The 22,319-nt window shown below is 74.1% G+C and carries 22 protein-coding genes; 11 read left to right on the forward strand and 11 right to left on the reverse strand.

What is annotated here, in order from left to right:
- Nucleotides 1-45 precede the first annotated feature (45 nt).
- Together hemG and hemQ are read left to right on the forward strand one after the other, a co-directional pair.
- A complete protein-coding gene (hemG, locus tag ACFYT4_RS09270; RefSeq protein WP_389266875.1) occupies nucleotides 46-1,563 on the forward strand; it encodes a protoporphyrinogen oxidase in 1,518 nt (505 codons plus the stop codon).
- 4 nt (nucleotides 1,564-1,567) lie between these two features.
- On the forward strand, nucleotides 1,568-2,281 hold the full coding sequence (hemQ, locus tag ACFYT4_RS09275; protein ID WP_389266877.1) for a hydrogen peroxide-dependent heme synthase: 714 nt from the start codon (nucleotides 1,568-1,570) through the stop codon (nucleotides 2,279-2,281).
- A gap of 127 nt (nucleotides 2,282-2,408) precedes the next feature.
- Here hemQ and ACFYT4_RS09280 read toward each other — a convergent pair whose 3' ends face one another.
- From ACFYT4_RS09280 to ACFYT4_RS09305, 6 genes are all read right to left on the reverse strand, one after another.
- The gene (locus tag ACFYT4_RS09280; RefSeq protein ID WP_389266880.1) at nucleotides 2,409-4,022 is read right to left on the reverse strand and encodes an alpha/beta hydrolase; all 1,614 of its coding nucleotides are present in this window, start codon (nucleotides 4,020-4,022) and stop codon (nucleotides 2,409-2,411) included.
- 107 nt (nucleotides 4,023-4,129) lie between these two features.
- Entirely contained in the window at nucleotides 4,130-4,984 is an 855-nt protein-coding gene (locus ACFYT4_RS09285) for a TIGR04222 domain-containing membrane protein (RefSeq protein WP_389266882.1), read from the reverse strand.
- Between the two features lie 281 nt (nucleotides 4,985-5,265).
- Nucleotides 5,266-6,210, reverse strand: coding sequence for a TIGR04222 domain-containing membrane protein (locus tag ACFYT4_RS09290; RefSeq protein ID WP_389266884.1), 945 nt, complete (start codon nucleotides 6,208-6,210; stop codon nucleotides 5,266-5,268).
- Nucleotides 6,207-7,871, reverse strand: a complete 1,665-nt coding sequence (locus tag ACFYT4_RS09295) for a DUF692 family multinuclear iron-containing protein (protein WP_389266886.1) — start codon at nucleotides 7,869-7,871, stop codon at nucleotides 6,207-6,209. The genes ACFYT4_RS09290 and ACFYT4_RS09295 overlap by 4 nt, the downstream gene beginning before the upstream one ends.
- A 250-nt stretch (nucleotides 7,872-8,121) precedes the next feature.
- Nucleotides 8,122-8,898 carry a DUF4142 domain-containing protein gene (locus ACFYT4_RS09300; protein WP_389266888.1) on the reverse strand — a complete coding sequence of 259 codons (777 nt, stop codon included), beginning with the start codon at nucleotides 8,896-8,898 and terminating at the stop codon, nucleotides 8,122-8,124.
- A 281-nt stretch (nucleotides 8,899-9,179) separates the two neighbouring features.
- Complete coding sequence (locus ACFYT4_RS09305; RefSeq protein WP_389267111.1) at nucleotides 9,180-9,881, reverse strand: peptidyl-tRNA hydrolase; 702 nt, start codon at nucleotides 9,879-9,881, stop codon at nucleotides 9,180-9,182.
- 218 nt (nucleotides 9,882-10,099) lie between these two features.
- Here ACFYT4_RS09305 and ACFYT4_RS09310 point away from each other — a divergent pair, with 218 nt between their 5' ends.
- From ACFYT4_RS09310 to ACFYT4_RS09325, 4 genes are all read left to right on the forward strand, one after another.
- On the forward strand, nucleotides 10,100-10,771 hold the full coding sequence (locus ACFYT4_RS09310) for an AIM24 family protein (protein WP_389266890.1): 672 nt from the start codon (nucleotides 10,100-10,102) through the stop codon (nucleotides 10,769-10,771).
- Entirely contained in the window at nucleotides 10,768-11,619 is an 852-nt protein-coding gene (locus tag ACFYT4_RS09315) for an ATP-binding cassette domain-containing protein (protein ID WP_389267112.1), read from the forward strand. The genes ACFYT4_RS09310 and ACFYT4_RS09315 overlap by 4 nt, the downstream gene beginning before the upstream one ends.
- Nucleotides 11,616-12,302, forward strand: coding sequence for an ABC transporter (locus tag ACFYT4_RS09320; RefSeq protein WP_389266892.1), 687 nt, complete (start codon nucleotides 11,616-11,618; stop codon nucleotides 12,300-12,302). Before ACFYT4_RS09315 ends, ACFYT4_RS09320 begins: the two co-directional genes overlap by 4 nt.
- 296 nt (nucleotides 12,303-12,598) lie before the next feature.
- Entirely contained in the window at nucleotides 12,599-12,805 is a 207-nt protein-coding gene (locus ACFYT4_RS09325; protein WP_389266894.1) for a hypothetical protein, read from the forward strand.
- Between the two features lie 155 nt (nucleotides 12,806-12,960).
- Here the strand turns inward: ACFYT4_RS09325 and ACFYT4_RS09330 are convergent, their stop codons facing one another.
- Nucleotides 12,961-13,866 (reverse strand): polysaccharide deacetylase family protein, encoded by a 906-nt coding sequence (locus ACFYT4_RS09330; protein ID WP_389267113.1) that lies wholly within the window; start codon nucleotides 13,864-13,866, stop codon nucleotides 12,961-12,963.
- Nucleotides 13,867-14,021: 155 nt separating this feature from the next.
- Here ACFYT4_RS09330 and ACFYT4_RS09335 point away from each other — a divergent pair, with 155 nt between their 5' ends.
- Together ACFYT4_RS09335 and ACFYT4_RS09340 are read left to right on the forward strand one after the other, a co-directional pair.
- Complete coding sequence (locus ACFYT4_RS09335) at nucleotides 14,022-14,543, forward strand: cupin domain-containing protein (protein WP_389266896.1); 522 nt, start codon at nucleotides 14,022-14,024, stop codon at nucleotides 14,541-14,543.
- 140 nt (nucleotides 14,544-14,683) lie between these two features.
- Entirely contained in the window at nucleotides 14,684-16,087 is a 1,404-nt protein-coding gene (locus ACFYT4_RS09340) for a S1 family peptidase (RefSeq protein WP_389266898.1), read from the forward strand.
- 55 nt (nucleotides 16,088-16,142) lie between these two features.
- Here ACFYT4_RS09340 and ACFYT4_RS09345 read toward each other — a convergent pair whose 3' ends face one another.
- On the reverse strand, nucleotides 16,143-16,679 hold the full coding sequence (locus ACFYT4_RS09345) for a MarR family winged helix-turn-helix transcriptional regulator (RefSeq protein WP_389266900.1): 537 nt from the start codon (nucleotides 16,677-16,679) through the stop codon (nucleotides 16,143-16,145).
- Between the two features lie 183 nt (nucleotides 16,680-16,862).
- Between ACFYT4_RS09345 and ACFYT4_RS09350 the strand changes: the two genes are divergently transcribed.
- Complete coding sequence (locus ACFYT4_RS09350; protein WP_389266901.1) at nucleotides 16,863-17,276, forward strand: organic hydroperoxide resistance protein; 414 nt, start codon at nucleotides 16,863-16,865, stop codon at nucleotides 17,274-17,276.
- Nucleotides 17,277-17,475: 199 nt separating this feature from the next.
- On the opposite strand, the gene ACFYT4_RS09355 is transcribed toward ACFYT4_RS09350, so the two are convergent.
- The 3 genes from ACFYT4_RS09355 to zapE form a co-directional block, all read right to left on the reverse strand.
- The gene (locus ACFYT4_RS09355) at nucleotides 17,476-18,843 is read right to left on the reverse strand and encodes an alkaline phosphatase PhoX (protein WP_389266903.1); all 1,368 of its coding nucleotides are present in this window, start codon (nucleotides 18,841-18,843) and stop codon (nucleotides 17,476-17,478) included.
- Nucleotides 18,844-19,164: 321 nt separating this feature from the next.
- Nucleotides 19,165-19,590, reverse strand: a complete 426-nt coding sequence (locus ACFYT4_RS09360) for an OsmC family protein (protein WP_389266905.1) — start codon at nucleotides 19,588-19,590, stop codon at nucleotides 19,165-19,167.
- Nucleotides 19,591-19,632: 42 nt separating this feature from the next.
- Nucleotides 19,633-20,751, reverse strand: coding sequence for a cell division protein ZapE (gene zapE / locus ACFYT4_RS09365; RefSeq protein WP_389266907.1), 1,119 nt, complete (start codon nucleotides 20,749-20,751; stop codon nucleotides 19,633-19,635).
- Here zapE and ACFYT4_RS09370 point away from each other — a divergent pair.
- On the forward strand, nucleotides 20,750-21,634 hold the full coding sequence (locus tag ACFYT4_RS09370) for a pyrimidine reductase family protein (protein ID WP_389266909.1): 885 nt from the start codon (nucleotides 20,750-20,752) through the stop codon (nucleotides 21,632-21,634). The genes zapE and ACFYT4_RS09370 overlap by 2 nt on opposite strands.
- A gap of 106 nt (nucleotides 21,635-21,740) precedes the next feature.
- Nucleotides 21,741-22,211: an indole-3-glycerol phosphate synthase gene (locus ACFYT4_RS09375; RefSeq protein WP_389266911.1), complete on the forward strand. Its 471-nt coding sequence runs from the start codon at nucleotides 21,741-21,743 to the stop codon at nucleotides 22,209-22,211.
- Nucleotides 22,212-22,319: the final 108 nt, after the last annotated feature.

Genomic DNA, 22,319 nt, shown 5'->3' on the forward strand with positions numbered 1-22,319 from the left:
CCAGTCACGTTCAGGACTCGGAACGGGGTTTGAGACAGTGGGGGCATGCAGTTTTCCCAGCATGTGGACGCCCCCGCCCCCGCCCCCGGCGCAGGTACAGGCACCGACACGGGCACAGGCACCCGTACGGGCAGCGGGCCCGGCGCGGTCGCCGGTCGTGTCGTCGTCGTCGGAGGCGGTATCTCCGGACTCGCCGCCGCCCACCGCCTCGTCACCGCGGGAGCGCGCGTCACCCTCGTCGAGGCCGGTCCCCGGCTCGGCGGCAAGCTCCGCGCGGGCGAGATCGAGGGCGTTCCCGTCGACCTCGGCGCCGAGTCGATGCTCGCCCGCCGTCCGGAGGCCGTCGCCCTGGCCCGTGCCGTCGGCCTCGGCGCCCGGCTCCAGCCGCCCGCCACGGCCACCGCCGCCCTGTGGACACGCGACGCGCTGCGCCCCATGCCCCAGGGCCATGTGATGGGAGTCCCGGACGGTCCCGAGTCCCTCGCCGGGCTGCTCTCCCCGGAGGGAGTCGCCCGGATCGGCCGTGAGCGCGACCTCGGCCCCGCCGACCTCGGTGACGATGTCGCGATCGGCGCGTACGTCGCCGAACGCCTCGGCCGCGAGGTCGTCGACCGGCTGGTCGAGCCGCTGCTCGGCGGGGTGTACGCGGGAGACGCGTACCGCATCTCGATGCGCGCCGCCGTGCCCGCGCTGTTCGAGGCCGCCCAGCGCCACGGCTCCCTGCTCGACGGCGTCCGGGAGGTCCGGCGGAAGGCGCGCGACGCGGCCGGCGCCGGGCCCGCCTTCATGGGTATCGCGGGCGGTGTCGGCACCCTGCCCGGCGCGGTCGCCGACGCCGTACGGGCCCTGGGCGGCGAGATCCTCACCGGGACACCCGTCACCGGGCTGAGCCGCACCGCCGGGGGCTGGGAGATCCGCACCGGCGACGCCACGCTGGCCGCCGACGCGGTCGTCCTCGCCACCCCGGCCGGGCCGGCGGCGGAACTGCTCGCCGCCGAGTCCCCGGCGGCCGCGGCCGAGCTGGGCGGGATCGAGTACGCCTCCATGGCCCTGGTCACCCTCGCCTTCCGGCGCGCGGACGTGGCCGGAGTCCTGCCCGACGGCAGCGGATTCCTCGTCCCGCCCGTCGACGGCCGCACCATCAAGGCGTCCACCTTCTCCAGCCGCAAGTGGAACTGGGTGAACGAGGGCTCGTCCGGCCTCTTCGTCCTGCGGACCTCGGTCGGGCGGTACGGCGAGGAGGAGCATCTGCACCGCGAGGACAGTGAGCTCGTGGCCGTCTCCCTGCACGACCTCGGCCTGGCCACCGGACTCACCGCCCGTCCCGTCGCCGGCGAGGTCACCCGCTGGACCGGCGGCCTGCCGCAGTACCCCGTCGGGCATCCCGCGCGCACCGCCCGGATCCGCGCGGAGGTCGCCCGGCTCCCCGGCCTGCGGGTCTGCGGAGCCGCGTACGACGGCGTCGGCATCCCCGCGTGCATCGCCGACGGGCAGCGGGCCGCCGACGAGATCCTCGCAACGGCCACCCTGGCGGGAAGCACGGATCGGGGCGCGGGACAATAGCCTCATGAGTGCGCCAGAGAAGATCCCCCACGCGGGCAAGAAGGCCAAGGACCTCAATGAGGTCATCCGGTACACGCTCTGGTCCGTCTTCAAGCTGCGCGATGCGCTCCCCGAGGACCGGACCGGCTACGCCGACGAGGTCCAGGAGCTGTTCGACCAGCTCGCCGCCAAGGACGTCAGGATCCGCGGCACCTACGACCTCTCCGGGCTGCGTGCCGACGCCGACGTCATGATCTGGTGGCACGCCGAGACCGCGGACCAGCTCCAGGAGGCGTACAACCTCTTCCGGCGCACCCGCCTCGGGCGCGCGATGGAGCCCGTGTGGTCGAACATGGCGCTGCACCGCCCCGCCGAGTTCAACAAGTCGCACATCCCGGCGTTCCTCGCCGACGAGGTGTCGCGCAACTACGTCAGCGTGTACCCCTTCGTACGGTCGTACGACTGGTACCTGCTGCCCGACGAGGACCGCCGGCGCATGCTCGCGGACCACGGAAAGATGGCGCGCGGCTACCCGGACGTCCGCGCCAACACCGTCGCCTCCTTCTCGCTCGGCGACTACGAGTGGATCCTCGCCTTCGAGGCGGACGAGCTGCACCGCATCGTCGACCTGATGCGCCATCTGCGGGCCTCCGAGGCCCGGATGCACGTCCGCGAGGAGGTCCCGTTCTACACGGGCCGCCGCAAGTCGGTCGCGGAGCTGGTGAGCGGGCTCGCCTGAGGGCCCGTCCCCGGGCCGGGCGGCCCGGGGGTGACGTACGACCGGAGGCCGGGTCCGCGCGATGGGCGCGGGCCCGGCCTCTTCGGTGGCCCGGGTGCCATCTGCCCCGGACCTTCGGCGCGCGGGGTCAGACGGCGGGGCGCGCCGGCTCGGGCTGCCGCGCCCGCCGCTGCGGCGACGTCGGGTCCGGCTCCGGGCGCGGCGCGCAGGACGCGCGCCGTACCGGCGTCTCACCGCGCAGCAGATAGTTCTCCAGGTGGGTGTTCACACAGGCGTTGGGTCCGCCGCCGATGCCGTGCGTCCCGGCGTCCTCCTCCGTGATCAGCACCGCGCCCTTCAGCCGCCGCGCCAGCTCCCTGGCACCCTCGTACGGCGTCGCCGCGTCCCGCTCGGCCGCCAGGATCAGCACCGGGGGCAGCGCGCCCCGCTTCGTCCGGACGTCGAGGGGCCGCTGCCTGGGCCCGGACCAGTAGGCGCACGGCAGATTCATCCAGACGTTGTCCCAGGTCTCGAACGGGGCCCGGCGGGCGAGTTCGGTGTTGTCGCGGTCCCAGACCGCGAAGTCCGCCGGCCAGGGCGCGTCGTTGCACTCGATCGCGGTGTAGACGGCGGAGGCGTTCTCGGCGGCGGGCGCCGACGCCGGCCTCGGCGCGGCCTGGGCGATCAGCGGCTTGTCGTTGCCGCGCAGATACTCCGAGAGCGCGGTCGCGCGCGGCACCCAGTAGTCGTCGTAGTAGCCGGCGCCCAGGAACGCGGCCTGGAGCTGCCCGGGCCCGACCCTGCCGCCCGCGGGCTTCTCCGCCAGCCGGGCGCGCGCCTGCTCGTAGCTGCGGGCCACCGCCTCGGGCGTGGCGCCCAGACCGTAGACCGCGTCGTGCCGGGCGACCCAGGCCCGGAAGTCCGCCCAGCGGCTCTCGAAGGCCAGCGACTGGTCCAGGTTGCTGCGGTACCAGATCTTGTCCCGCGCGGGATTCACCGGCGCGTCGAAGACCATCCGCCGCACATGGGACGGGAAGAGCGTCGCGTACAGGGCACCGAAGTACGTGCCGTACGAGGCGCCCATGAACGTCAGCCGCTCCTGGCCGAGCGCCGCCCGCAGCACATCGAGGTCGCGGGCGTTGTTGAGGGAGGTGTAGTGCCGCAGCGCCGTGCCGCCCCGGCGCGCACAGCCCTCCGCGTACGCCTTCGCCTCCGCGATCCGCTCCAGCTTGTACGACGGTGAGGGATGCACCGGCGCGAGCGTCGGGCCCTGGGTGCGGTCCGCGGGGTCCTGGCAGGCGAGCGGGGCGGAGCGGCCGACACCGCGCGGCGCGTACCCGACGACGTCGTACGCGCGGGCGATCCGCTTCCACTCGGGGAGCCCGGTGACCATCGGGAAGTACATGCTGGACGCGCCGGGGCCACCGGGGTTGTAGACGAGGGCGCCCTGGTACTCCTCCGCTCTGCCGCTCGCCTTCACCCGGCTGACGGTGAGGGAGATCTTCCGGCCGTCGGGCCGCGCGTAGTCGAGCGGGACCTCGACGGTGCCGCAGGAGACGGACTCGGGCAGTCGCTCGGCGGCGGGGCAGACGCCGAAGGCGATGCCCGCGCCGGCGGCGCGGCGGGCGGCGATCGCGGTGCCCCGGGACTCGTCGACGGCCTCGGCGGCCGTGCCGGCGCCGACGGCGGACGGCACGGCCAGGGTGGTGACGACCAAGGAGCCGAGACCGGCAACGAGTCCGTACTTCGCCCGTGCTCTCATCGCGTTCCCTTCGTGCGGACGGCAGCCGGATGGCATGCGGACTGCATAGGGGCGCCAGCCTTCGCCCGGTGTTCCGCGATGTAAAGCACCTCTGGGAGGTGTCGCGGTCAATAACCCCGATGCGCCGTACGCCCGCCCGCGCGCTCCCGCCGCCCGCCGGTGAGCGCCTCCCGGAGCAGGGGGTCGCCGACGGCGTCGGGCCCCCGGAGCGCGAAGGCCGTCAGCTCACCGTGGGCGGTGCCGTCGGGGGCGGGGGCGAGCGCGCCGAGCAGCCGCCGGCCCTCGGGGGAGGCCCAGCGGGTGTACGGGCGGACCTCGACCCTCGCTATCGCCAGACAGCTCAGCGTCAGCAGCAGCGGCAGGGCGAACCAGGCGAGGGCCGTACCTCTCGCGGGCGGGCCCTCGGGGAGTGTCACGGCGGCCACCGCCAGCACGGCGACGAGTACGGCGGCGGCCCGTACCGCGCGCAGCGCGGCGGAGGTCCGGGTCCGGGTGGTCTCCGGGACGGCGAGCCCCGCACGTACGAGACCGTCGGCGACGGCACGCAGGGCACCGGCGCTGGACACGGCGGTCCGGACCACCGCTATCGGGGCCTGGTGACCGGCGGGCCCGATCGAGCGGACGACCGAGCGCTCCAGGGCGTCGGTGCCCTCCGGGGCGACGAGGGTGGCCCAGCCGGTGTGCGCGAGCAGCAGCCCGCGGCGGCGGTGCATCGAGACGAGCACGAGGTCCGTGACCCGGCCGGGGCCGCCCGAGAGGAACGCGGCCTCGTAGAGGGTCAGCGGTCCGTCCGCCCGGTCGTCCGCGCCGCCGTCCGCCCGGTCGCTCGCCGGTCCGTCCGCGTGGCCGTCCGCCGGTTCCCGGGCGGGGCGGCGGGCGGCGGTGACGGCGGCCACACAGACCCGGGCACAGGCGATACCCGCCACGGCCCAGGCCAGGAGCAGAAGGACGACCCAGAGCATGACCGAGTTCTACGGGAGACGGCTTCCCGGCGCCAGGGAGTTTTTCCGTACGTGCGTATGCGCGTATGCGTGTACGGGTGGGCGGGTACGCGGTCGGCGGCGCGGGTGCTCACAGGGGCAGGGCGGGCTCCCGGGCCGGGCTCGGGCTCCCCGGGCCGGTCCGCTGCCCGGGGTGCGAGCCTCCGCCGTCCCGGCCGCCGCCGCGGGCTGGAAGCCCGCCGCGCCGGAGGCGATCGGCGCCGGATCGGGGGAACGCCCGGGCCACGGGAGCCGTGCGCGGGTCAGCCGCATCCGCCACCGCCGCCGCACCCACCGCCTCCGCCGCATCCGCCGCCGTCCCCACCGCCGCTGCCTCCGCCGTCGTTCGCGCCGGTCCCGCAGCCGGGACCCCCTCCCGTACCGCACCACACGGCCGCGGAGTCCGACGCGTCGCCGCCCGACGCCGAAGCGGTGGCGCCCACCATCGCCACCGCGGCCGCCGCGACCAGCAGCGCCCGGAAGCCCGGGTCCGTGACCCCGCGTGCTCCCCTGAGGGCGACACTCCGGGCGGGCGTCTGAGGCCGCGGGTGCCGCTTCTTGTGCGCGCGCAGGGCCCGGCCGCCCAGCGGCAGGACCCGGCCCCGGGGGCCCGTGATCCCGGAGAACCCGATGATCATCCCGGCGATCAGGCCGGGCAGCACCAGCAAGGCGAAGGGCACCGTGGGGCGGTCCCAGTCGCGGACGTAACCGACCACCGTGAGAGCGATGGCGCCCGGGATCCCCAACAGACAGAGGAGGGACTGGGCGAAGCTCCACCCGGGCATCACCGCCGACCACCGATCGCGCGCCACCACCATCCCGCGCTCCGCGAGCCGGTCGCCGATCGCCTGCACGACGGGGGAGCGCATCACGCTGTGGCGCAGCGCGCTCAGCGCACCGTTCGGCGCGGCGCGCAATTCGTCGAGCACCGTCTGCTCCACCGGGTCGTGGGCGACCGGAGCGACCACCGAGACGACGCCGGGCTCGGCGGACACCAGCCGTCCGTCGGCGTGCATCGTCGCCAGTGCCGCGTCCGCCACCCGGCCCGGTCCGCCGCCGAGGAACGCCGCCTCGTACACGTCCTCGACCACATAGCCGGGCTCCACCGGCGGGTTGCGCCTCTGGTGCACCCTCCGGCGGGTGATCAGCAGGGCGCTGGAGGGCACCAGGACGAGATGGACGAGGACCGCGAGTGTGCCCGGGTTCACCGTTGCCTCCTGACGAGCGCGGCACGGGCCGCACGGACGATCCGCCGGGTACGCCGGGGCGGGCGCGGGACCGCGCGCTCCTGCCACCAGCGGCTCAGCCGGGCGCGGGCCTCCGCGTCGTCGGGCCGGCCCGCGAGCAGCAGGTGCTCGACGAACTCCATGGCGTCCCGGCGGTACCCGGCGTGCATCGGCCGGGCCCTGGCGTACGCGAGGAACGCCGGCCGGTAGCCGTCGCCGAGGATCGCGGGCAGCTCCGGCGCGAGCTTCGCGACGACCCTGGACCGCTTGGCGGCCAGCGCGTGGCTCTGCACCCGCAGGCGCCCGCGGTCGAATCCCTCGGGCGCGGGCGTCCCGGCGACCAGGGCGGACAGCAGCGCGGCCTGCGCGATGCCGAGCCGGTCACGGGCCGGGGCGCAGGTGGAGGCATCGGAGGAGCCACCGGACGCCGTGCCTCCGGAGCCGTCGGGAGCGCTGGCGGGGGCTTCGGCGCCGTCGGGCGCTGTGCCGTCGGGAGCGATGGCGGGGCCGTCGGTGCTATCGGGAGCGTCGGTGCCGTCGGGCACGCCGCCGGGGGCGGCCCCTCGGGCACCCGTTTCCGGAGCGTGCGCCGCCCCGGCCCGCTGCCCGTTGCCTTCCGGGGCGCCCCCGGCCCGCTCGGCCGCGGCTGCGCCCGGCTGCCCCGCGCCCGGTGCGGTGTCGGCCGCGACGGCTGCCGCCTCGGGCGCCCCCGCTGCTGCTGCCGCTTCCGGCGAATCCGCCGCCGTGGCAGCGCTCAGGGGAGCCGTCCCCTCGCGGGCGGCGTCCTCCTCGGCGGTGGTGCCCGCCCGGCGCGGCGCCGGCGAAGCCGACGTCAGCACCGCTCGTACCGTTTCCAGTTCACCCGCCAGCTCGTCCGCCGGGGGGAAGTCGTCGTCGCGCTCCAGCAGGACGCCCGGGGGCGAGATACGCGAGGTCAGCTCCCGCAGCACCGCGAGAACCGGCTCGGTGACCGGATGGGAGTGGGTGTCGTGCCAGACGCCGTCCCGCTCGACACCGCCCGCCACATGGACGTAGGCGATCGCCTCGACGGGCAGTTCGTCGAGGGCCTTCACCGGATCCTCGCCGCGGTTGACGTGGTTGGTGTGCAGATTGGCCACGTCGACGAGCAGCCGGACACCGGTGCGCTCGACCAGTTCGGCGAGGAACTGCCCCTCGGTCAGCTCCTCGTCCGGCCAGGAGATCAGCGCCGCGATGTTCTCCAGCGCGAGCGGCACGGGCAGCGAGTCCTGTGCGATACGGACGTTCTCGCACAGCACCGCGAGGGCGTCCCGGGTGCGGGGGACCGGCAGCAGATGGCCCGCCTCCAGCGGGGGTGTGGCGGTGCGGACGCCTCCGGCGCGTACAAACGCGATGTGCTCGCTCACCAGGGGCGCGTCCAGCGCGACCGCCCGCTCCGCCAGATCCTTGAGCCGCTGTTCGGACGGACGGTCCGCGCCGCCGAGGCCGAGGGAGACACCGTGCGGGACGACCCGGGCGCCGCGGGCGCGCAGCCGGTTCAGGGAGTCGGGCAGATGGCCGGGGCAGACGTTCTCCGCGACGATCTCGACCCAGTCGACGCCCGGCAGCCTCTCGACCGCGTCGGCGATTTCCGGCCGCCAGCCGATTCCGGTGCCGAGTTTCATCGTGTCCCCTCCCCGTGACCACCATGCCCCGCTGTGGTGCGTGCATTGGTCATGGCCCCGCCAGCCGGCGGTGAACCCGCAGAAGGGGACGTTCAGAGCATCATTTGAGGTTCCCCGCCAGTTCGGAGGCGGTACGCATCATTCCGGCGACGGGCGACGGGCGACCGTAGAAGTCGGCGAGCGTGCGGGCACCGCAGCGACCGGGAGGGGCCGGCGCGCGCCGGCCCCTCCCGTCACCCACCGTCCGTGGTCATGACGACGACGGCGCCGGACGGTTGGTGTTGATGGACGTCGGCGCCCCCGGCTGGGTGGACGGCCTCGACGTCAGCTCCCCTCCTCCTCGCGGCTGCGCGGGCGCGGGCGCCGCCGGGAGACTGCCGTTCGGCGGCGGCGGACCGGTCGGGCTGGCCGTCGCCCGGCCCGCGGCCTCGTTCGCGAGCGCGTCGAAGTCGACCATCCCGGTCGCCTCCAGCATGGTGATGTGGTCCAGCACGGTCTGGTTGGCATCGGTCGCCAACTGGCGTATCAGCGTATTGCGGGTGGTGTGCCGGACCTGCGCGACCAGCGAGAACACCTTGCCGTGAGCGTTGCGCAGCAGATTGGCGAACTTGCGCTCGTACTCCTGCCCGCTCGCCGCGGACAGCTCCCGCAGCCACCCCTGCTGCTGCTCGTTCGGCTGGTTCGGCAGCTCCACACCGAGCTTCGACGCCACATCGCGGGCGCGGACGTCGAGGTCCGTGTGACCGACCACGAGGTGGTCACCCGCGTCCCTGATCGCCTTCGTCGGCGCCCGCTCGATGGCCTGCTGCCCCGCGGGCAGCTCCCACAGGCCGGCGAGCCGCACCTTCACCAGGAAATCCCGGTCGGTGGCCGAAAGGGGCCCCCACTGGGTCGCCACGGTCGAGGCGTTGAGATTGTCCTGACCGGTGCCGGAACGGTCCGCGTACGACCACACGGGGAACGCCAGCGCTCCCACGGTGGCCACGAGTGCCGCGATGATGAGTGCCGTCCCGTTGATGCGCCGCAACAATGTGCCTCCCGTGCCGATCCGACTGACGGCCAAACCAACCGCCAACTGAACATCGATTCAATGCGTTTGGCGGTACTGAGAGGTACGTAACGCGCGGCGCCGGTGTTCAGCGGCGGAACGAGAGGTTCTGCGGTTGCCCCGGGCCGGCCGCGCGCCGGGGCCTCGGCGTCCGGGTGGCCAGAGGCCCGGGGGAGAGGACGCCGGTGGTCCTCCGGCACGGCGGTCGCGCCGGACGGCGCGGGCGGGCCCGCGGGCGACCGCGTCCCGGCCGCGCGGGCTCAGCGGCGCAGGGCGGGGTGGTCGGCGACCACCGTGCAGGAACCAGCCGCGATCTCCGTGAAACCGGCATCCCGTACGACCGGCAGTCCGGAGGCCATGAGGGCGGCCCACCGGGCGGGCGCGGCGGTGCGGACGGCGAGTGCGAACCCGGTCGCGGCCCACGCCTTGCGGTCCGTCTCCGGCAGTTCCCACCAGGCCAGTTGGGCGCCGTGTCCGGCCTGGGCCATCGCCTTGCCCGCGGACATGTCCACCTCCGGGCTGAGCCACAGCACCGGACCGGCAGGGTCGGGCGCGGCCGGTGGCCCGGGGTCGGTCAGATCGGTGCCCGAGACCTGGAGCCTCGCCAGCTCCTTCGGCCAGCCGTCCAGCGGTACGGGCGGGAAGACCCGCACGTCCGCGGTGCCGCCGGTCACGGTGATGCCGTCCAGCGCCGACGCGCGGCGCCACTCCGCGCCGCGCGCCCGCCGGACCACCTTGCGGATCCGGGCGTCCTGCCAGTCCCGCATCGCGCGGGCCCACGGCCCGTCACCCGTGGACCGCTCGTCGGCCAGGACGGCGAGCACGGCGCGGGCGGCCGTCTCCAGCGCGTCGGTACGGGACGGGGGAGCGGTCTTCTCGATCCGGGCGACCAGCGGCAGCACGAACTGCGGCGCCTCGTCCCGGTCGGTGTTCCCGTGCCGGAAGGGGCTGTCGGGGCTCAGGGACGCGTCGGGGCCCGGCGGCCCGTCGGAGCCGGAAGCACCGGGGGAGCCGGGACCGAGGGGGCTGAGGGGGCTTAGGGGCCCGTCCGGGCCGCGGGATGCGCTGCTCACATCCGTAAGTCTGCCACCGCGCCCACCTCACCGGATGACCGGCGGGAGAGCCCCCGCGCTACCGCGCTTCTTGGCGGAATGAGTGGCTCCGGGTGAGGATGCACCCCATGAAAAGCGACCTCTTCGCGTCCGAAAACATGGCTCAGCAGGCGACCGCCCCCGGTATGACGCTGCAGAACGCCAAATCCGTCAAATACGTCGTCAATGGTGAAATGCACGCCCGGCAGGGATCGATGGTCGCCTACCGGGGCAATCTCCAGTTCGAACGCAAGGGCCAGGGCATAGGCGGCATGCTCAAGCGCGCCGTCACCGGCGAGGGTCTGGCGCTGATGGCCGTACGCGGCCAGGGCGAGGCGTGGTTCGCGCACGAGGCCGCGAACTGCTTCATCGTCGACATCGAGCAGGGCGACGCCCTCACCGTCAACGGCCGCAACGTCCTCTGCTTCGACCCGTCCCTCTCGTACGAGGTCAAGGCCGTGAAGGGCGTCGGCGCGGCCGGCGGCGGCCTCTTCAACAGCGTCTTCACCGGATACGGCAAGCTCGCCCTCATCTGCGAGGGCCAGCCCATCGTGATACCCGTCACCTCGTCGCAGCCCGTGTACGTGGACACGGACGCCATCGTCGGCTGGAGCGCGAACCTCGGCACCTCACTGCACCGCTCGCAGTCCTTCGGCTCGATGGTGCGCGGCGGATCGGGCGAAGCCGTGCAGCTGGTGCTCCAGGGCGAGGGCTTCGTGATCGTTCGCCCCAGCGAACTCGTCCACCAGAGGCCGAGCTGAGGCTGCGAGGGGTGGGCCGCCGCTACGGACTCGGCGGCCCGTGGGTGCTGCGCGGAGTCGACCTCGAACTCCCCCCGTCCACCCTGACGCGGATCGCCGGGACGAACGGCACCGGGAAGTCCACCCTGCTGCGGCTGCTCGCCGGCATCGACGCGCCGACGGAGGGCCGGATCGAGGGCCGCCCGCGCACGGCCTACGTTCCCGAACGCTTCCCGGCCGTGCTGCCGTTCACGGCCATCGGCTATCTGACCCGTCTGGGGCGGATCCACGGTCTCGGCCGCGCGGTGTCCCGGGCGCGGGGCCTCGCGTGGCTGGAGCGCTTCGGCGCGGCGGATCACGCCCGTACACCCCTGGCCGAACTCTCCAAGGGCACCAGCCAGAAGGTCGCCGTCGCCCAGGCCCTGCTCGCGGAACCAGGGCTCCTGGTGCTCGACGAGGCGTGGACGGGGCTGGACACCGGCGCCCGCACCGGACTCGACCTCGCGGTGGCTGAGCGGGTCGCCGCGGGTGGGTCCGTCGTCTTCGTCGACCACGACCCCCGCCGCCTGGAGGGTGCCCCGCACGCGGCGTACGAGGTGAGCGCGGGAACGCTGGTGGCGCGGCCGGCCGGACCGGAGCGCGGCGGGACTCCGGCTCCGGCCGTACGGATCGTGGCGTCCGGCGGCACCGGGCAGCCGGCGGACCTTCCGGGCGCACCCTCGTGGGAGTACGGCCCCGGCGGCACCCTCGTCCTGACCGTGGTGGCCGACCGCTCCGACGCGGTGCTGCGGGCACTGCTCACCACCCGCCCGGCCTGGCACATCCACCGGGTCGAGCCCTCCGGGGCGAGGACGGGGAGGCCCGTGTGACCGCGCTGTTCGCCTATCAGACCGCCTTGCTGCTGCGCTCCCAGCGCTGGCTGCCGCCGCTGCTCCTGTACGCGGTCTTCGTCGCCGTCGGTGTCCAGCCGGGGCAGCCCGTGCTGGACTCCCTCGGTTACACCGCCGCCGCACTGGTGCCGGTCACGGCCTGGCTGGTCAGGATCTGTGCGAACCAGGAGCCGTCGGCCGCGCGGGATGTCGCGGCGGCGGCGACCGGCGCGCCCCGGGTCCATCTGGCGGCGCTGCTCACCGCGCTGGCGGGCGCGGGCTCGCTCGGCGCGGTGGCCGTCGCCGTGGTCACCCTCGTCAGCAGGGCGTCGAGCGCGGACAACAGCGTCGCCGTCCCCCGGCTCGACGCGGGGGCGGCCGGACTGCTCGGCGCGGCCGTGTGCGTGCTGACCGGCGCCGCGGTCGGCGCGCTGTGCACCCGGCCGCTGCTGCACGGGCGCGGCTGGTCCCTCGCCGCCACCGCGCTGCTCACCCTGCTGGCCCTGGTGGGCGACGGCTCACCCGCGAAGGAGGCGGTGACCGGGCTGGTCACCGGCTCACGGACGGGCGCGGTCCCGCTGGGCCTCCTGCCGCCGGTGGCCGCGCTGCTCATCGCGGGGACGGTGGTCGCGCTGGTCTGCGCACTGACCACATGGCGCGGGCCGGCGGGCGGCACGTCGTGAGGCTCCGCCCCTGGGCCGCTTCTGGCTTGCGATGCGTCCCCTGGGCCCTGGCGGGCCCGGGGAGACCCCACGCCTGGGCCTTGGCGGGCCCGGGGAGACCCCACACCTGGGCCTTGGCGGGCCCGGGGAGACCCCAGCCCTGGGCCTTGGCGGGCCCGGGGAGACCCCAGCCCTGGGCCCTGGCGGGCCCGGGGAGACCCCAGCCCTGGGCCCTGGCGGGCCCGGGGAGACCCCAGGCACCAGACCCCGCTCCCTGACCCAGCCCGATCCATCAGAAACGCCCTAAGCTCGTCCGCATGGACGAGTCGTACTGCCGGACGCCGGGTCCCCCGGGTGCGCCGGATCCCCGGGCCACGCCGACCGCGCCGGAAGGGGACGGGCCGCCGTTCGCGGAGTGTGTGCTGTGCCGTGAGCCGACCGAGTATCCGGAGTCGGCGAAGGGCATCACCCTCTGCCCGGTCTGCGCCTGGCGCGAGGCCCAGCGGACGGCCTGCTCCGGTTGACCGCTGGCCTCCGGCCCCAGTCGTTCGGACGGGTCCTTCCGGGCCCGGGTGCCGGGGCGCCGCTCGGATGCCGGCGCGCGGCGCCTCCTCCGTAACCCTTCGGGAGCGGGCGGACGCGTCCCGGGCCATGTGCGGCCCGGCCCCGGCGAAGGATCTCAGGGCCCCGGCTTCTCGGGCGGCTTCGCCACCTTCTGGGCCGAGCGCATCAGTTCGGAGACCTTCACCGTGCGGTAGCCGCGTTTGCGCAGTTCGGGGACGATCCTCTCGATCGCCCGCTCGGTCACGGGAGCCGCGCTGCGGGTGCAGTGCAGGACCACCAGGGAGCCCGGTTTCACCCCCGCGAGCACCTGCTCGGCGACCGCGTCGGCGTCCTTGGCGAAGGCGTCCCCGCTGACGACGTCCCACTGGACGGCGGTCACCCCGGCAGGGCCGATGGCCCGCAGGGCCCGCTCGTCGTAGCAGCCGCCGGGGAAGCGGAAGTACGGGACCACATGGCGCACCCCGGCCGTGCGGAACGCGCGGAACGCGCGGTCCACATCGGCCTTCATGTTCCCTTCGGCGATCGTCGGCAGGCCGTAGCAGGGGGAGGTGAAGGCGTGGTGGCTGTAGGAGTGGTTCGCGATCTCGAAGAGCGGATCGTTGCCGATCGCCTTCGCCTGGTCCGGGTACTCCTCCGCCCAGCGGCCGGTCATGAAGATCGTCGAGGGGACCTTCATCCGCCGGAGCGCGGCGATGAGCGCGGGGTTGTCGAAGCGCTCGCCGCCCGCGGCGCGCGGCCCCTGATCGGCCGTCATATCGGCGTCGAAGGTGAGGGCGACGGTCTTCTCGGCCCGGTCGGGGGCGGTGGCCGAGCGCTCGAAGACCGGTGTCACTCCGCCCGGTCCGGGCGCCAGGTTCGGCGCGGACTGGGCCGGGACGGACTCGGGAGCGGCCGCCGTCGCCCTGCCGTGACCGCCGGTACGGGCGGGCGCGGACCCTCCGGCGGCGTCCGGCTCTCCGGTACAGCCGGACAGCACGGCGCCCAGGACGGCCACGGCCGCCAGTCTTCGTACGGAAATCATCACAAAGAGAAAGTATGTGAACTTTTCGGTGAAGCAGGGTCGCCTTGCGTCCGTGTCAGCCGTACGGCCAGGCTGTCCACCCGAGCGGGTGCGGCTCCCACCGGCCCGCGCCCGGCGGTGGCCCGGATCCGCCGCGCACGCTCAGGAGGAACGCCATGCCCCAGTCCCCGACGGCCCGGGTCCTCGCCCGGGTGGCCGACGCCGCCGCCGTGCCCGACGACCGGGGCGGCGCGGTGTGGCGGCTGGCGGAGCCGGGACGGCAGCTGGACGCGAACATCATCCGCGTACGGCCCGGGGCGCGGATCGACTCCCATGTCGAGAGCGACCTCGACGTCCTGCTGTGTGTGCTGACCGGAAGCGGTGAACTGGAGAGCGACGCCGGGCCGCAGCCCCTGGAGCCGGGGGCCGTGGCCTGGCTTCCGCGCGGCGCCCGGCGGGCGCTGTCCGCCGGGCCGGACGGGCTCGTCTGCCTCACCTCGCACCCGCGCCGGCCGGGGCTGTCGATCACCCGCGCGGCGACGGGCACGGTCGTGGCGCCCGAGACCCGTCCGGGCGACGGCGGCGAGGGCGGGGAGGCCGCCTGCATGCTGAACCGGATCTGCCCCGGCTGTGACCTCCCCGCCGAGAGCGTCGGCGCACGTCACTGCAGTCGCTGCGGTACCCGGCTGCCGTCCTGAGCCCTCTTCTGACGGGTATTCACCAACACTCCTTCGCCTTCGCGATGAGCAACTCCGTCGTCCCATCCGTACCAAGGGGCGGACGCGTACCCCGATGCCCCCGGCACCGGGCTCCGTACCCCCCAACAGGAGGCGACGAGTTGAGTCACAGGCGAATACCGAAGAGAAAGGCCATTCTGGCGGGAGCCGGTGCCGTCGGCATCGCCGCGGCGGCCGTGCTGCTGCCGCAGGCGTACGCCTCGCAGGACGGGCCGGAGCCCGAGATCCGCCCCAAGAGGCTGACCGCGGCCTCCGCGGCCGAGCTGGTGCGACAGCTCGGGCCACGGCTCGGTGCGGACACCTACGGCGGCGCGTACTACGACGCCGCCGAGCAGCAGCTCGTCGTCAATGTCGTCGGAGACGACAACAACGTCATCGTCCAGGTCAAGAAGGCCGGCGCGGTACCGCGCAGTGTCCGCAACAGCGCGAGCGACCTGCTCACCGCCAGGAACACCCTGAGCCGGCGGGCCGCGATTCCGGGCACGTCCTGGGCCGTCGACCCGAAGAACAACCAGGTCCTCGTCACGGCGGACCGCACCGTCGCCGGAGGCAAGTGGGACACCCTGGAGGCGGCGGTGAAGGCGCTGGGGCCCGGAGTGGCCCGGATCCGGAAGTCCGCCGGTGAGTTCAGGCCCTTCCTCGAAGGCGGCGACGCCGTCTTCGGCGGCGGCGCGCGCTGCTCCGTCGGCTTCAACGTGACCACCCAGGACGGCAGCCCGGGCTTCCTCACCGCCGGGCACTGCGGCGTCGCGGCCGACCGGTGGTCGGAGAGCCAGAACGGCGCGCCCGTCGGCACGGTCCAGGAGGCCGTGTTCCCGGGCGCCGGTGACTTCGCGCTGGTGACGTACGACGACCCGGCGACCGCAGCCCCCAGCGAGGTCGACCTGGGCAACGGCCAGACGGTCGCGATCAGCCGGGCGGCCGACGCGGCGGTGGGCCAGGAGGTGTTCCGGATGGGAAGCACCACCGGACTCAGCGACGGCCAGGTGACCGGTCTCGACGCCACGGTGAACTACCCCGAGGGCACGGTCACCGGTCTCATCCAGACCACGGTGTGCGCCGAGCCCGGAGACAGCGGCGGTGCGCTGTTCACCCGGGACGGCAACGCGATCGGCCTCACCTCGGGCGGCAGCGGTGACTGCACCTCGGGTGGCGAGACCTTCTTCCAGCCGGTGACCACGGCCCTCGAAGCGGTGGGCGCGCGGATCGGCACCGGTGACGCGGGCAGTGCGGGCGGCGGCGGCAACGCGGCCGGGGCGCAGCAGAACGGCGGTGCCGGGAACGACGGAGGCGCCGGTGCCGACGGCGGCGCGAACGGCGGAGACCCGAACGCGCAGAACGGAGGCGCGAACGGTGACGCCCAGAACGGCGGCGCGGACGGCGGTAACCAAGACACCGGCGGTAACCAGGACGCCGGCGGCGAGGAGGACGGCGACAGCGGCGGCGCGGGTGATGCGGGCGGCGCGGGCGGCGCCGCCAACGACGCGGCGCAGCAGTACAACTGACACCCGGCGCACCGCGCCGACCACGACCCCATGAATGCCGGGCGGGCTGAGTCTCTCAGTCCGCCCGGCGTTTTGCGTCCGGCGTCGGCCCCGGCGCGGGCCCCCCGGCCAGGACCGCCCCCGCCGAGTCCAGCGTCGCCGTCAGCTCGTCCAGCTCCGCCCGCAGCGCCCGGATCCGCTCCAGCGGCAGACCCGTGGCGTCCGCGATCCTGCGCGGCACCCCGAGCGCCTTCTCCCGCAGCGCGGCGCCCGCGGGGGTCGGCCGCGCGGTCACCGACCGCTCGTCCTCCCGGCTGCGTCTGCGCTCCACGTGTCCCGCCGACTCCAGCCGCTTCAGCAGCGGCGACAGCGTCCCGGAGTCCAGCCGCAGACGCTCGCCGATCCGCTTGACCGGCAGCTCGCCGTGCTCCCAGAGCACCAGCATCACCAGATACTGCGGATAGGTGAGCCCCAGCTCCTTCAGGGCGGTCCGGTAGACCCCGTTGAAGGAGCGGGACGCGGCGTGCAGTGAGAAGCAGATCTGGTTGTCCAGACGGAGGTACTCCGCCTCCGGCACATCGATCGGCACCGTCTTCTCCATGACGTCCAGCATACGCAGGAAGATGAGCGACGCCATTCAGTTGTACACAATTTAATTGTGTGCTCTAGTTGTTCCGGCGGATCGGCCGCCACGAGGACCCGCGACGACGCGACGCCCGCCGGACGGCCACCGACCGCACGCCACCGAGCACCGTCTCCGGCGACCCGATGAAGAGGAAGAAGAGGTAGGCACTCCATGGACGCGCTCTACACCGCAGTGGCCACCGCCAATGGGCGCGAGGGCCGCGCCGTCAGCACCGACGGACAGATCGACCTGCCGCTCGCGTTCCCCCCGGCTCTGGGCGGCGACGGCCGCGGCACCAACCCCGAGCAGCTCTTCGCCGCCGGTTACGCGGCCTGCTTCGCCAGTGCCATGGGCGCCATCGGCCGGCAGGAGAAGATCGACGTCACGGACGCCTCCGTGACCGCGGAGGTCAGCATCGGCAAGGACACCGACGGCGGCTTCGGCCTCTCCGTGGTCATGCGCGTCGAACTGCCCGACCACCTCCAGGGCGAGGCGGGGCGGGCGCTGCTGGAGAAGACCCACGCGTACTGCCCGTACTCCAAGGCCACCCGCGGCAACATCCCGGTCGAACTCGTCGTCGAGTGACACGACGGGATTCCCCCTGACCTCCCCGGCCGTCCGGATCCCTCACCTCCCCGGCCGTCCGGATCCCTCACGGCGCGAGGGCCGGGCGCGTCCCCGGAAGCCGTCCGGGCGCGTCCGGCCCCCTTCCGGGTAGCTTCCCGGGCGCGTCCGGATTTCTTACGCCCGCCGCGGGAACGAGCGGCGCGGCGGGCGACGGCGCTCAGCGCCAGGGTCCGGTGACCGCGAACGTGGTACCGGGCGTATAGCAGTTGACGTACATCGTCTCCCCGTCCGGCGAGAAGACCACGCCCGCGAACTCACCCCACTCGGGAGCCCCGGGCGTGCCCAGGTTCTGGCGGTTGCGGGCCAGTTCGTAGACCTCGCCGCGCCGGGTCACGCCGATCACGTGCTGGGCGCCGCCGCCGTCCTCACACACCATCAGACCGCCGCCGGGCGCGAGACAGATGTTGTCCGGCGACTCCCCGGGCAGCCGGACGTCGGTCCCGGGGCCGAAGACGACGGTCAGTGTCAGTCTGCGGCGCTGCGGCTCGTACTTCCACACCTGGCCGTAGTGGTCGCCCGCCGAGCCCTCGCCGCTGCGGGCGTAGCTGGACACGAAGTACACCGAGCGCCCGCCCCAGTAGCAGCCCTCCAGCTTCTGGGCGTGCGTGATGCCTCTGGGCCCGAAGTCCTGCTCCCGGATGGGGGTCTGCCGGGCCAGGACGTCGGGCACGGGCACCCATTCCACCCGTCCGAAGGACGTCCCGGGCTCGTCGATCGCGGACAGGTCCGGTACGCCCGGCACCCGCATGGCCTCCAGCTCCCCGCCCGCGCGCAGGGAACCCGTCCCGCCGAGCGGACGGTCCGGGAGGAAGCGGTAGAACAGCCCGAACGGCCACTGGAAGGCGTCCTCGGTCTCGTACACGATCCCGCTGTACGGGTCGAGGGCGACCGCCTCGTGCTGGAAGCGGCCCATCGCGGTCAGCGGCACGGCGCCGGTGCGGCGGGGGTCGGCGCCGTCGACCTCGAAGACGAAGCCGTGGTCCTTGGTGCAGCCGTTGGTGCCGGCCCGGTCCTCGTTCTCCTCGCAGGTCAGCCAGGTGCCCCAGAGGGTCTGTCCGCCCGCGCAGTTCACGGCCGTACCGGCGATCGCGACCCGTTCCGCGACCACCTCGCCGCGGCTGTCCAGCTCCAGGGACGTACAGCCGCCCCTGGCGGCCGGGTCGTAGGTGAGACCGTCGACGGGCGGCACGCCGAGCCGGGCGGTGTGCCGGGTCTCGTGGTTGCGCACCAGAAGCGTTCTGCCCCGGCGGGCGGCGAAGGCGCCCATACCGTCGTGGTTGCCGGGGACCGTGCCCTCGCCGGAGCGGAGGGGGTCGCCCTCCCGGGAGAGGACCGTGTAGCGGAAGCCCTTCGGCAGATCGAGCAGTCCGTCCGGGTCGGGGACGAGCGGGCCGTATCCGCGGCGCCCGTGGGCCTCGGCGGTGCCCGCGAAGAGTTCGGAGAGGGTGCCGCTGAAGGCGATCCCGGCCGCCAGTGCGCCGGTACCGGCCAGCAGTCGGCGTCGTGTCGTGGGGGCATGGGGCAACTCCCTGCTGGGGACAGAGATATGACCCGCACGTGTCTAGCACGCACCCGGCGGGCGCGTGAACCGTGTCGGTCACGGTGCCCCGGTGTCGGCCGGATCCCGCCGGCCCGCCGTGCGGCCCGGTGTTCACGGGTGCGGTACGGCGGCCGGCCGGGGCCTTCGGCGGACGGCCGGAGGCGGCCTCCGCGGCGGCGGGCCCGGGTGCCCTGGCCGGGTCCTCCGTCCCCGGAGCCGGCCCCCACGGACCGGAACCGGAACCCCGGACCCGGGGTCACCGGGCCGGGCCCGGGCATGGCCCCGGCCCGGACCCGGCGTCCCGGCTCAGGCCAGTTCGGCGGTGAGCGTGATGGTCGTCCCCGTGAGCGCCTGGCTCACCGGGCAGTTCTTCTTGGCGTCCTCGGCGGCCGACTGGAAGCCTTCGGCGTCGAGGCCGGGAACCTCGCCGCGCACGGTGAGATGGATACCGGTGATGCCCTCGCCGGGCTGGAAGGTGACATCGGCCTTGGTCTCCAGCCGGGTCGGGGGGTTGCCCGCGCCCGTCAGGCCGTGCGAGAGGGCCATCGAGAAGCAGCTGGAGTGCGCGGCCGCGATCAGCTCCTCCGGGCTGGTCTTGCCATTGGCCTTCTCGGCGCGGGACGGCCAGGAAACCGGCTGGGAACCGATGCCGGACGAGTCGAACGTGACCGTGCCCGATCCCTTGAGCAGCTCGCCTTCCCAGACCGTGTGTGCCGTGCGCGTGGTGGCCATGGTGTGAATCCCTTCTGACGAACGGTGGTTACGCCCCCGAACCTACTGCCCCGCCACGGCCTTCGCGTCCCGGGCCAGCGCCGTGAGACGCGAGATCGCCCGGAAGTACTTCTTCCGGTAGCCGCCGTTCAGCATCTCGTCACTGAACAGCCGGTCGAAGGGGAGCCCGGAGGCGAGCACCGGCACCTCCCGGTCGTACAGCCGGTCGGCGAGCACCACCAGCCGCAGCGCGGTCGACTGGTCCGGCACCGCCCCCACATCGGTGAGACACACCGCCCGGATGCCGTCGGTGAGCGCGCCGTACCGGCTCGGGTGCACCTTCGCCAGATGCTCCAGCAGCCCCGGGAAGCCGTCGAGGGACGCGCCCTCGGTGGCGTACGCGGCCTTCGCGACCACCTCGTCGGAGTACGGGGGAGGGGCCTCGGGCAGCCCCCGGTGGCGGTAGTCCTCGCCGTCGATGCGCAGGGGGCGGAAGTGTGCGGAGAGCCCCTGGATCTCGCGCAGGAAGTCGGCGGCGGCGAACCGGCCCTCGCCGAGCTTTCCCGGCAGGGTGTTGGAGGTCGCGGCCAGCGCGACGCCCGCCTCCACCAGCTTGCCGAGCAGGGAGGAGACGAGGACGGTGTCGCCCGGGTCGTCCAGTTCGAACTCGTCGATGCACAGCAGCCGGTGCCCGCTCAGGGTCCGTACGGTCTGCTGGAAGCCCAGCGCGCCGACGAGATTCGTCAGCTCCACGAAGGTGCCGAACGCCTTGAGGGAGGGCTCGGCCGGGGTGGCGTGCCACAGGGACGCCAGCAGATGGGTCTTGCCGACGCCGTAGCCGCCGTCGAGATACACACCGCGCGGCCCGGCGGGGACGGCGGGCCTGCGGGCGAACCAGCGCCGTCGGCCCGCGCCGCTCGCGTGCGCACCGCCGAGGCCCGCCGCGAACGAGCCGAGGACGGAGACCGCCTCGCGCTGACTGGGCTGGTCCGGGTCGGGTACGTACGTGTCGAAGCGCACCGCGTCGAAGCGCGGCGGAGGCACCATCTCCGCGACGAGCCGGTCGGCGGGGACACGCGGTTCGCGGGCGCACAGGGAGAGCGGGCCCGCTTCGGCTATGGCACTGGTGGCAGGGGTCGGCACAGTTCCCCACTGTAAGCGCCGTGCCAGACTGCACGTCATGCGACGCCTGCTCCCTGTGACCGACCAGACACCGATCGAGGACCGCGAGTGGTCCCTGGACGAGCTGGCCGACGCCTACGCGTATCCGGACGTGATCCCCGGATCCGCCGGGCACCCCGCGACGGCGCCCGAAGACCCGACGACGCCCGCAACCGGGACCGGGACGACGCCCGGAACCGCGGGTGCGACCGGCGGTGGGACCGGGGGCCGCGTTGCGACCGGGGCCTGGCTGCGGGCGAACATGGTCTCGTCGCTCGACGGCGCGGCCCAGCACGAGGGGCGCTCGCAGCCGCTGTCCAGCGACGCCGACATGCGGATCTTCGGGGTGCTCAGGGGGCTCGCGGACGCGGTGGTGGTGGGCGCGGAAACGGTCCGTCAGGAGGGGTACCGGCCCGCGCGCGCCCGCGACGCCTTCGCCGCCCGCCGGGCCGCCGCCGGCCAGGGGCCCGCCCCCGCGATCGCCGTGGTCAGCGCCTCGCTCGACCTGGACTTCTCCCTGCCGCTCTTCGCCCGGCCGCTGGTGCCGACCCTGGTGCTGACGGGGGCCGCGGCGCCCCCGGACCGGATCCGGGCGGCGGAGAAGGCGGGCGCGGAGGTGGTGGTCGCCGGTGACGGGTCCGGCGCCGAGCCGGCGCGGGCGGTACGGGCGCTGGCCCGGCGCGGGCTGACCCGGCTGCTCACCGAGGGCGGGCCGCGGCTGCTGGGTCAGTTCGTGGCCTCCGGCACGCTGGACGAGTTCTGTCTGACCCTCGCGCCGGTGCTGACGGCGGGCGACGCCCAGCGGATCGCCGGGGGGCCCGGCCCCGCCGTGCCGGACCGGTTCGCACTGGTGTCCGTACTGGAGGAGGCGGGCTTCCTCTTCACCCGATACCGTCGCATCTGACAATCTGCGGAATTCGCCGTTCCGGTTAGCTCCGGCTGGGCACACTTACTCTCGCAGACCCCGTGCGGGCACGGGGAAGGATGGTTTCCGCAGAAGGGGTCCTGACGTGTTCACAAGCGTACTGATGATCGAGAAGCCCCTGACCTCGGACGATGTGGATTTTGTCACCACTCTCCATGGGGACGAGGGTGCCTCCTTCGTCGTGCTGATGCAGCCCCGCGGCGATCAGGCCGACGTCCTGCTGCGCGCCATCGACGATGTGGCGCTCGGCGAGCTGAGGGACGCCGTCCGCGAGGGCGATGTGCCCGAGGGGGCCGCGGCCCAGGCCCCCGCCCGGCTGGCTCTGGAGCACTCGCTCGCCTCCCTGCGCGCGGCCGGCTGCCAGGCGTCGGGCCAGGTCGTCGAGGACCATCCGCTCGACAGGCTCAAGGCCGTCGTCGACGAGTCGGGCGCGGACGAGGTGATCGTGCTGACGGCGCCGCACTACGTGGAGGAGTTCTTCCACCGGGACTGGGCGTCCCGGGCGCGGCACAAGGTCGGCGTCCCGGTGCTCAAACTCTTCGCGCACAGCGAATAGGCTGGGGGCTTCCCGTCCGCGTGGAACGTTTGCGCCGCGCGCGGGGGAGAACGCGCAGGAACCACCCATCGGAAGACCCCCGGACGCCTCGCGCGCACCGGGCGGCGA

The organism is Streptomyces sp. NPDC004609, assembly GCF_042873655.1.
Taxonomy (GTDB): Bacteria; Actinomycetota; Actinomycetes; order Streptomycetales; family Streptomycetaceae; genus Streptomyces.

Excerpts from the sequence above, each read along its gene's own strand:
- hemG (WP_389266875.1), top strand. The coding sequence starts at position 46 with ATGCAGTTTTCCCAGCATGTGGACGCCCCCGCCCCCGCCCCCGGCGCA.
- hemQ (WP_389266877.1), top strand. The coding sequence starts at position 1,568 with ATGAGTGCGCCAGAGAAGATCCCCCACGCGGGCAAGAAGGCCAAGGAC.
- ACFYT4_RS09280 (WP_389266880.1), bottom strand. The coding sequence starts at position 4,022 with ATGAGAGCACGGGCGAAGTACGGACTCGTTGCCGGTCTCGGCTCCTTG.
- ACFYT4_RS09285 (WP_389266882.1), bottom strand. The coding sequence starts at position 4,984 with ATGCTCTGGGTCGTCCTTCTGCTCCTGGCCTGGGCCGTGGCGGGTATC.
- ACFYT4_RS09295 (WP_389266886.1), bottom strand. The coding sequence starts at position 7,871 with ATGAAACTCGGCACCGGAATCGGCTGGCGGCCGGAAATCGCCGACGCG.
- ACFYT4_RS09310 (WP_389266890.1), top strand. The coding sequence starts at position 10,100 with ATGAAAAGCGACCTCTTCGCGTCCGAAAACATGGCTCAGCAGGCGACC.
- ACFYT4_RS09325 (WP_389266894.1), top strand. The coding sequence starts at position 12,599 with ATGGACGAGTCGTACTGCCGGACGCCGGGTCCCCCGGGTGCGCCGGAT.
- ACFYT4_RS09330 (WP_389267113.1), bottom strand. The coding sequence starts at position 13,866 with ATGATTTCCGTACGAAGACTGGCGGCCGTGGCCGTCCTGGGCGCCGTG.
- ACFYT4_RS09335 (WP_389266896.1), top strand. The coding sequence starts at position 14,022 with ATGCCCCAGTCCCCGACGGCCCGGGTCCTCGCCCGGGTGGCCGACGCC.
- ACFYT4_RS09345 (WP_389266900.1), bottom strand. The coding sequence starts at position 16,679 with ATGCTGGACGTCATGGAGAAGACGGTGCCGATCGATGTGCCGGAGGCG.
- ACFYT4_RS09350 (WP_389266901.1), top strand. The coding sequence starts at position 16,863 with ATGGACGCGCTCTACACCGCAGTGGCCACCGCCAATGGGCGCGAGGGC.
- ACFYT4_RS09360 (WP_389266905.1), bottom strand. The coding sequence starts at position 19,590 with ATGGCCACCACGCGCACGGCACACACGGTCTGGGAAGGCGAGCTGCTC.
- ACFYT4_RS09370 (WP_389266909.1), top strand. The coding sequence starts at position 20,750 with ATGCGACGCCTGCTCCCTGTGACCGACCAGACACCGATCGAGGACCGC.
- zapE (WP_389266907.1), bottom strand. The coding sequence starts at position 20,751 with ATGACGTGCAGTCTGGCACGGCGCTTACAGTGGGGAACTGTGCCGACC.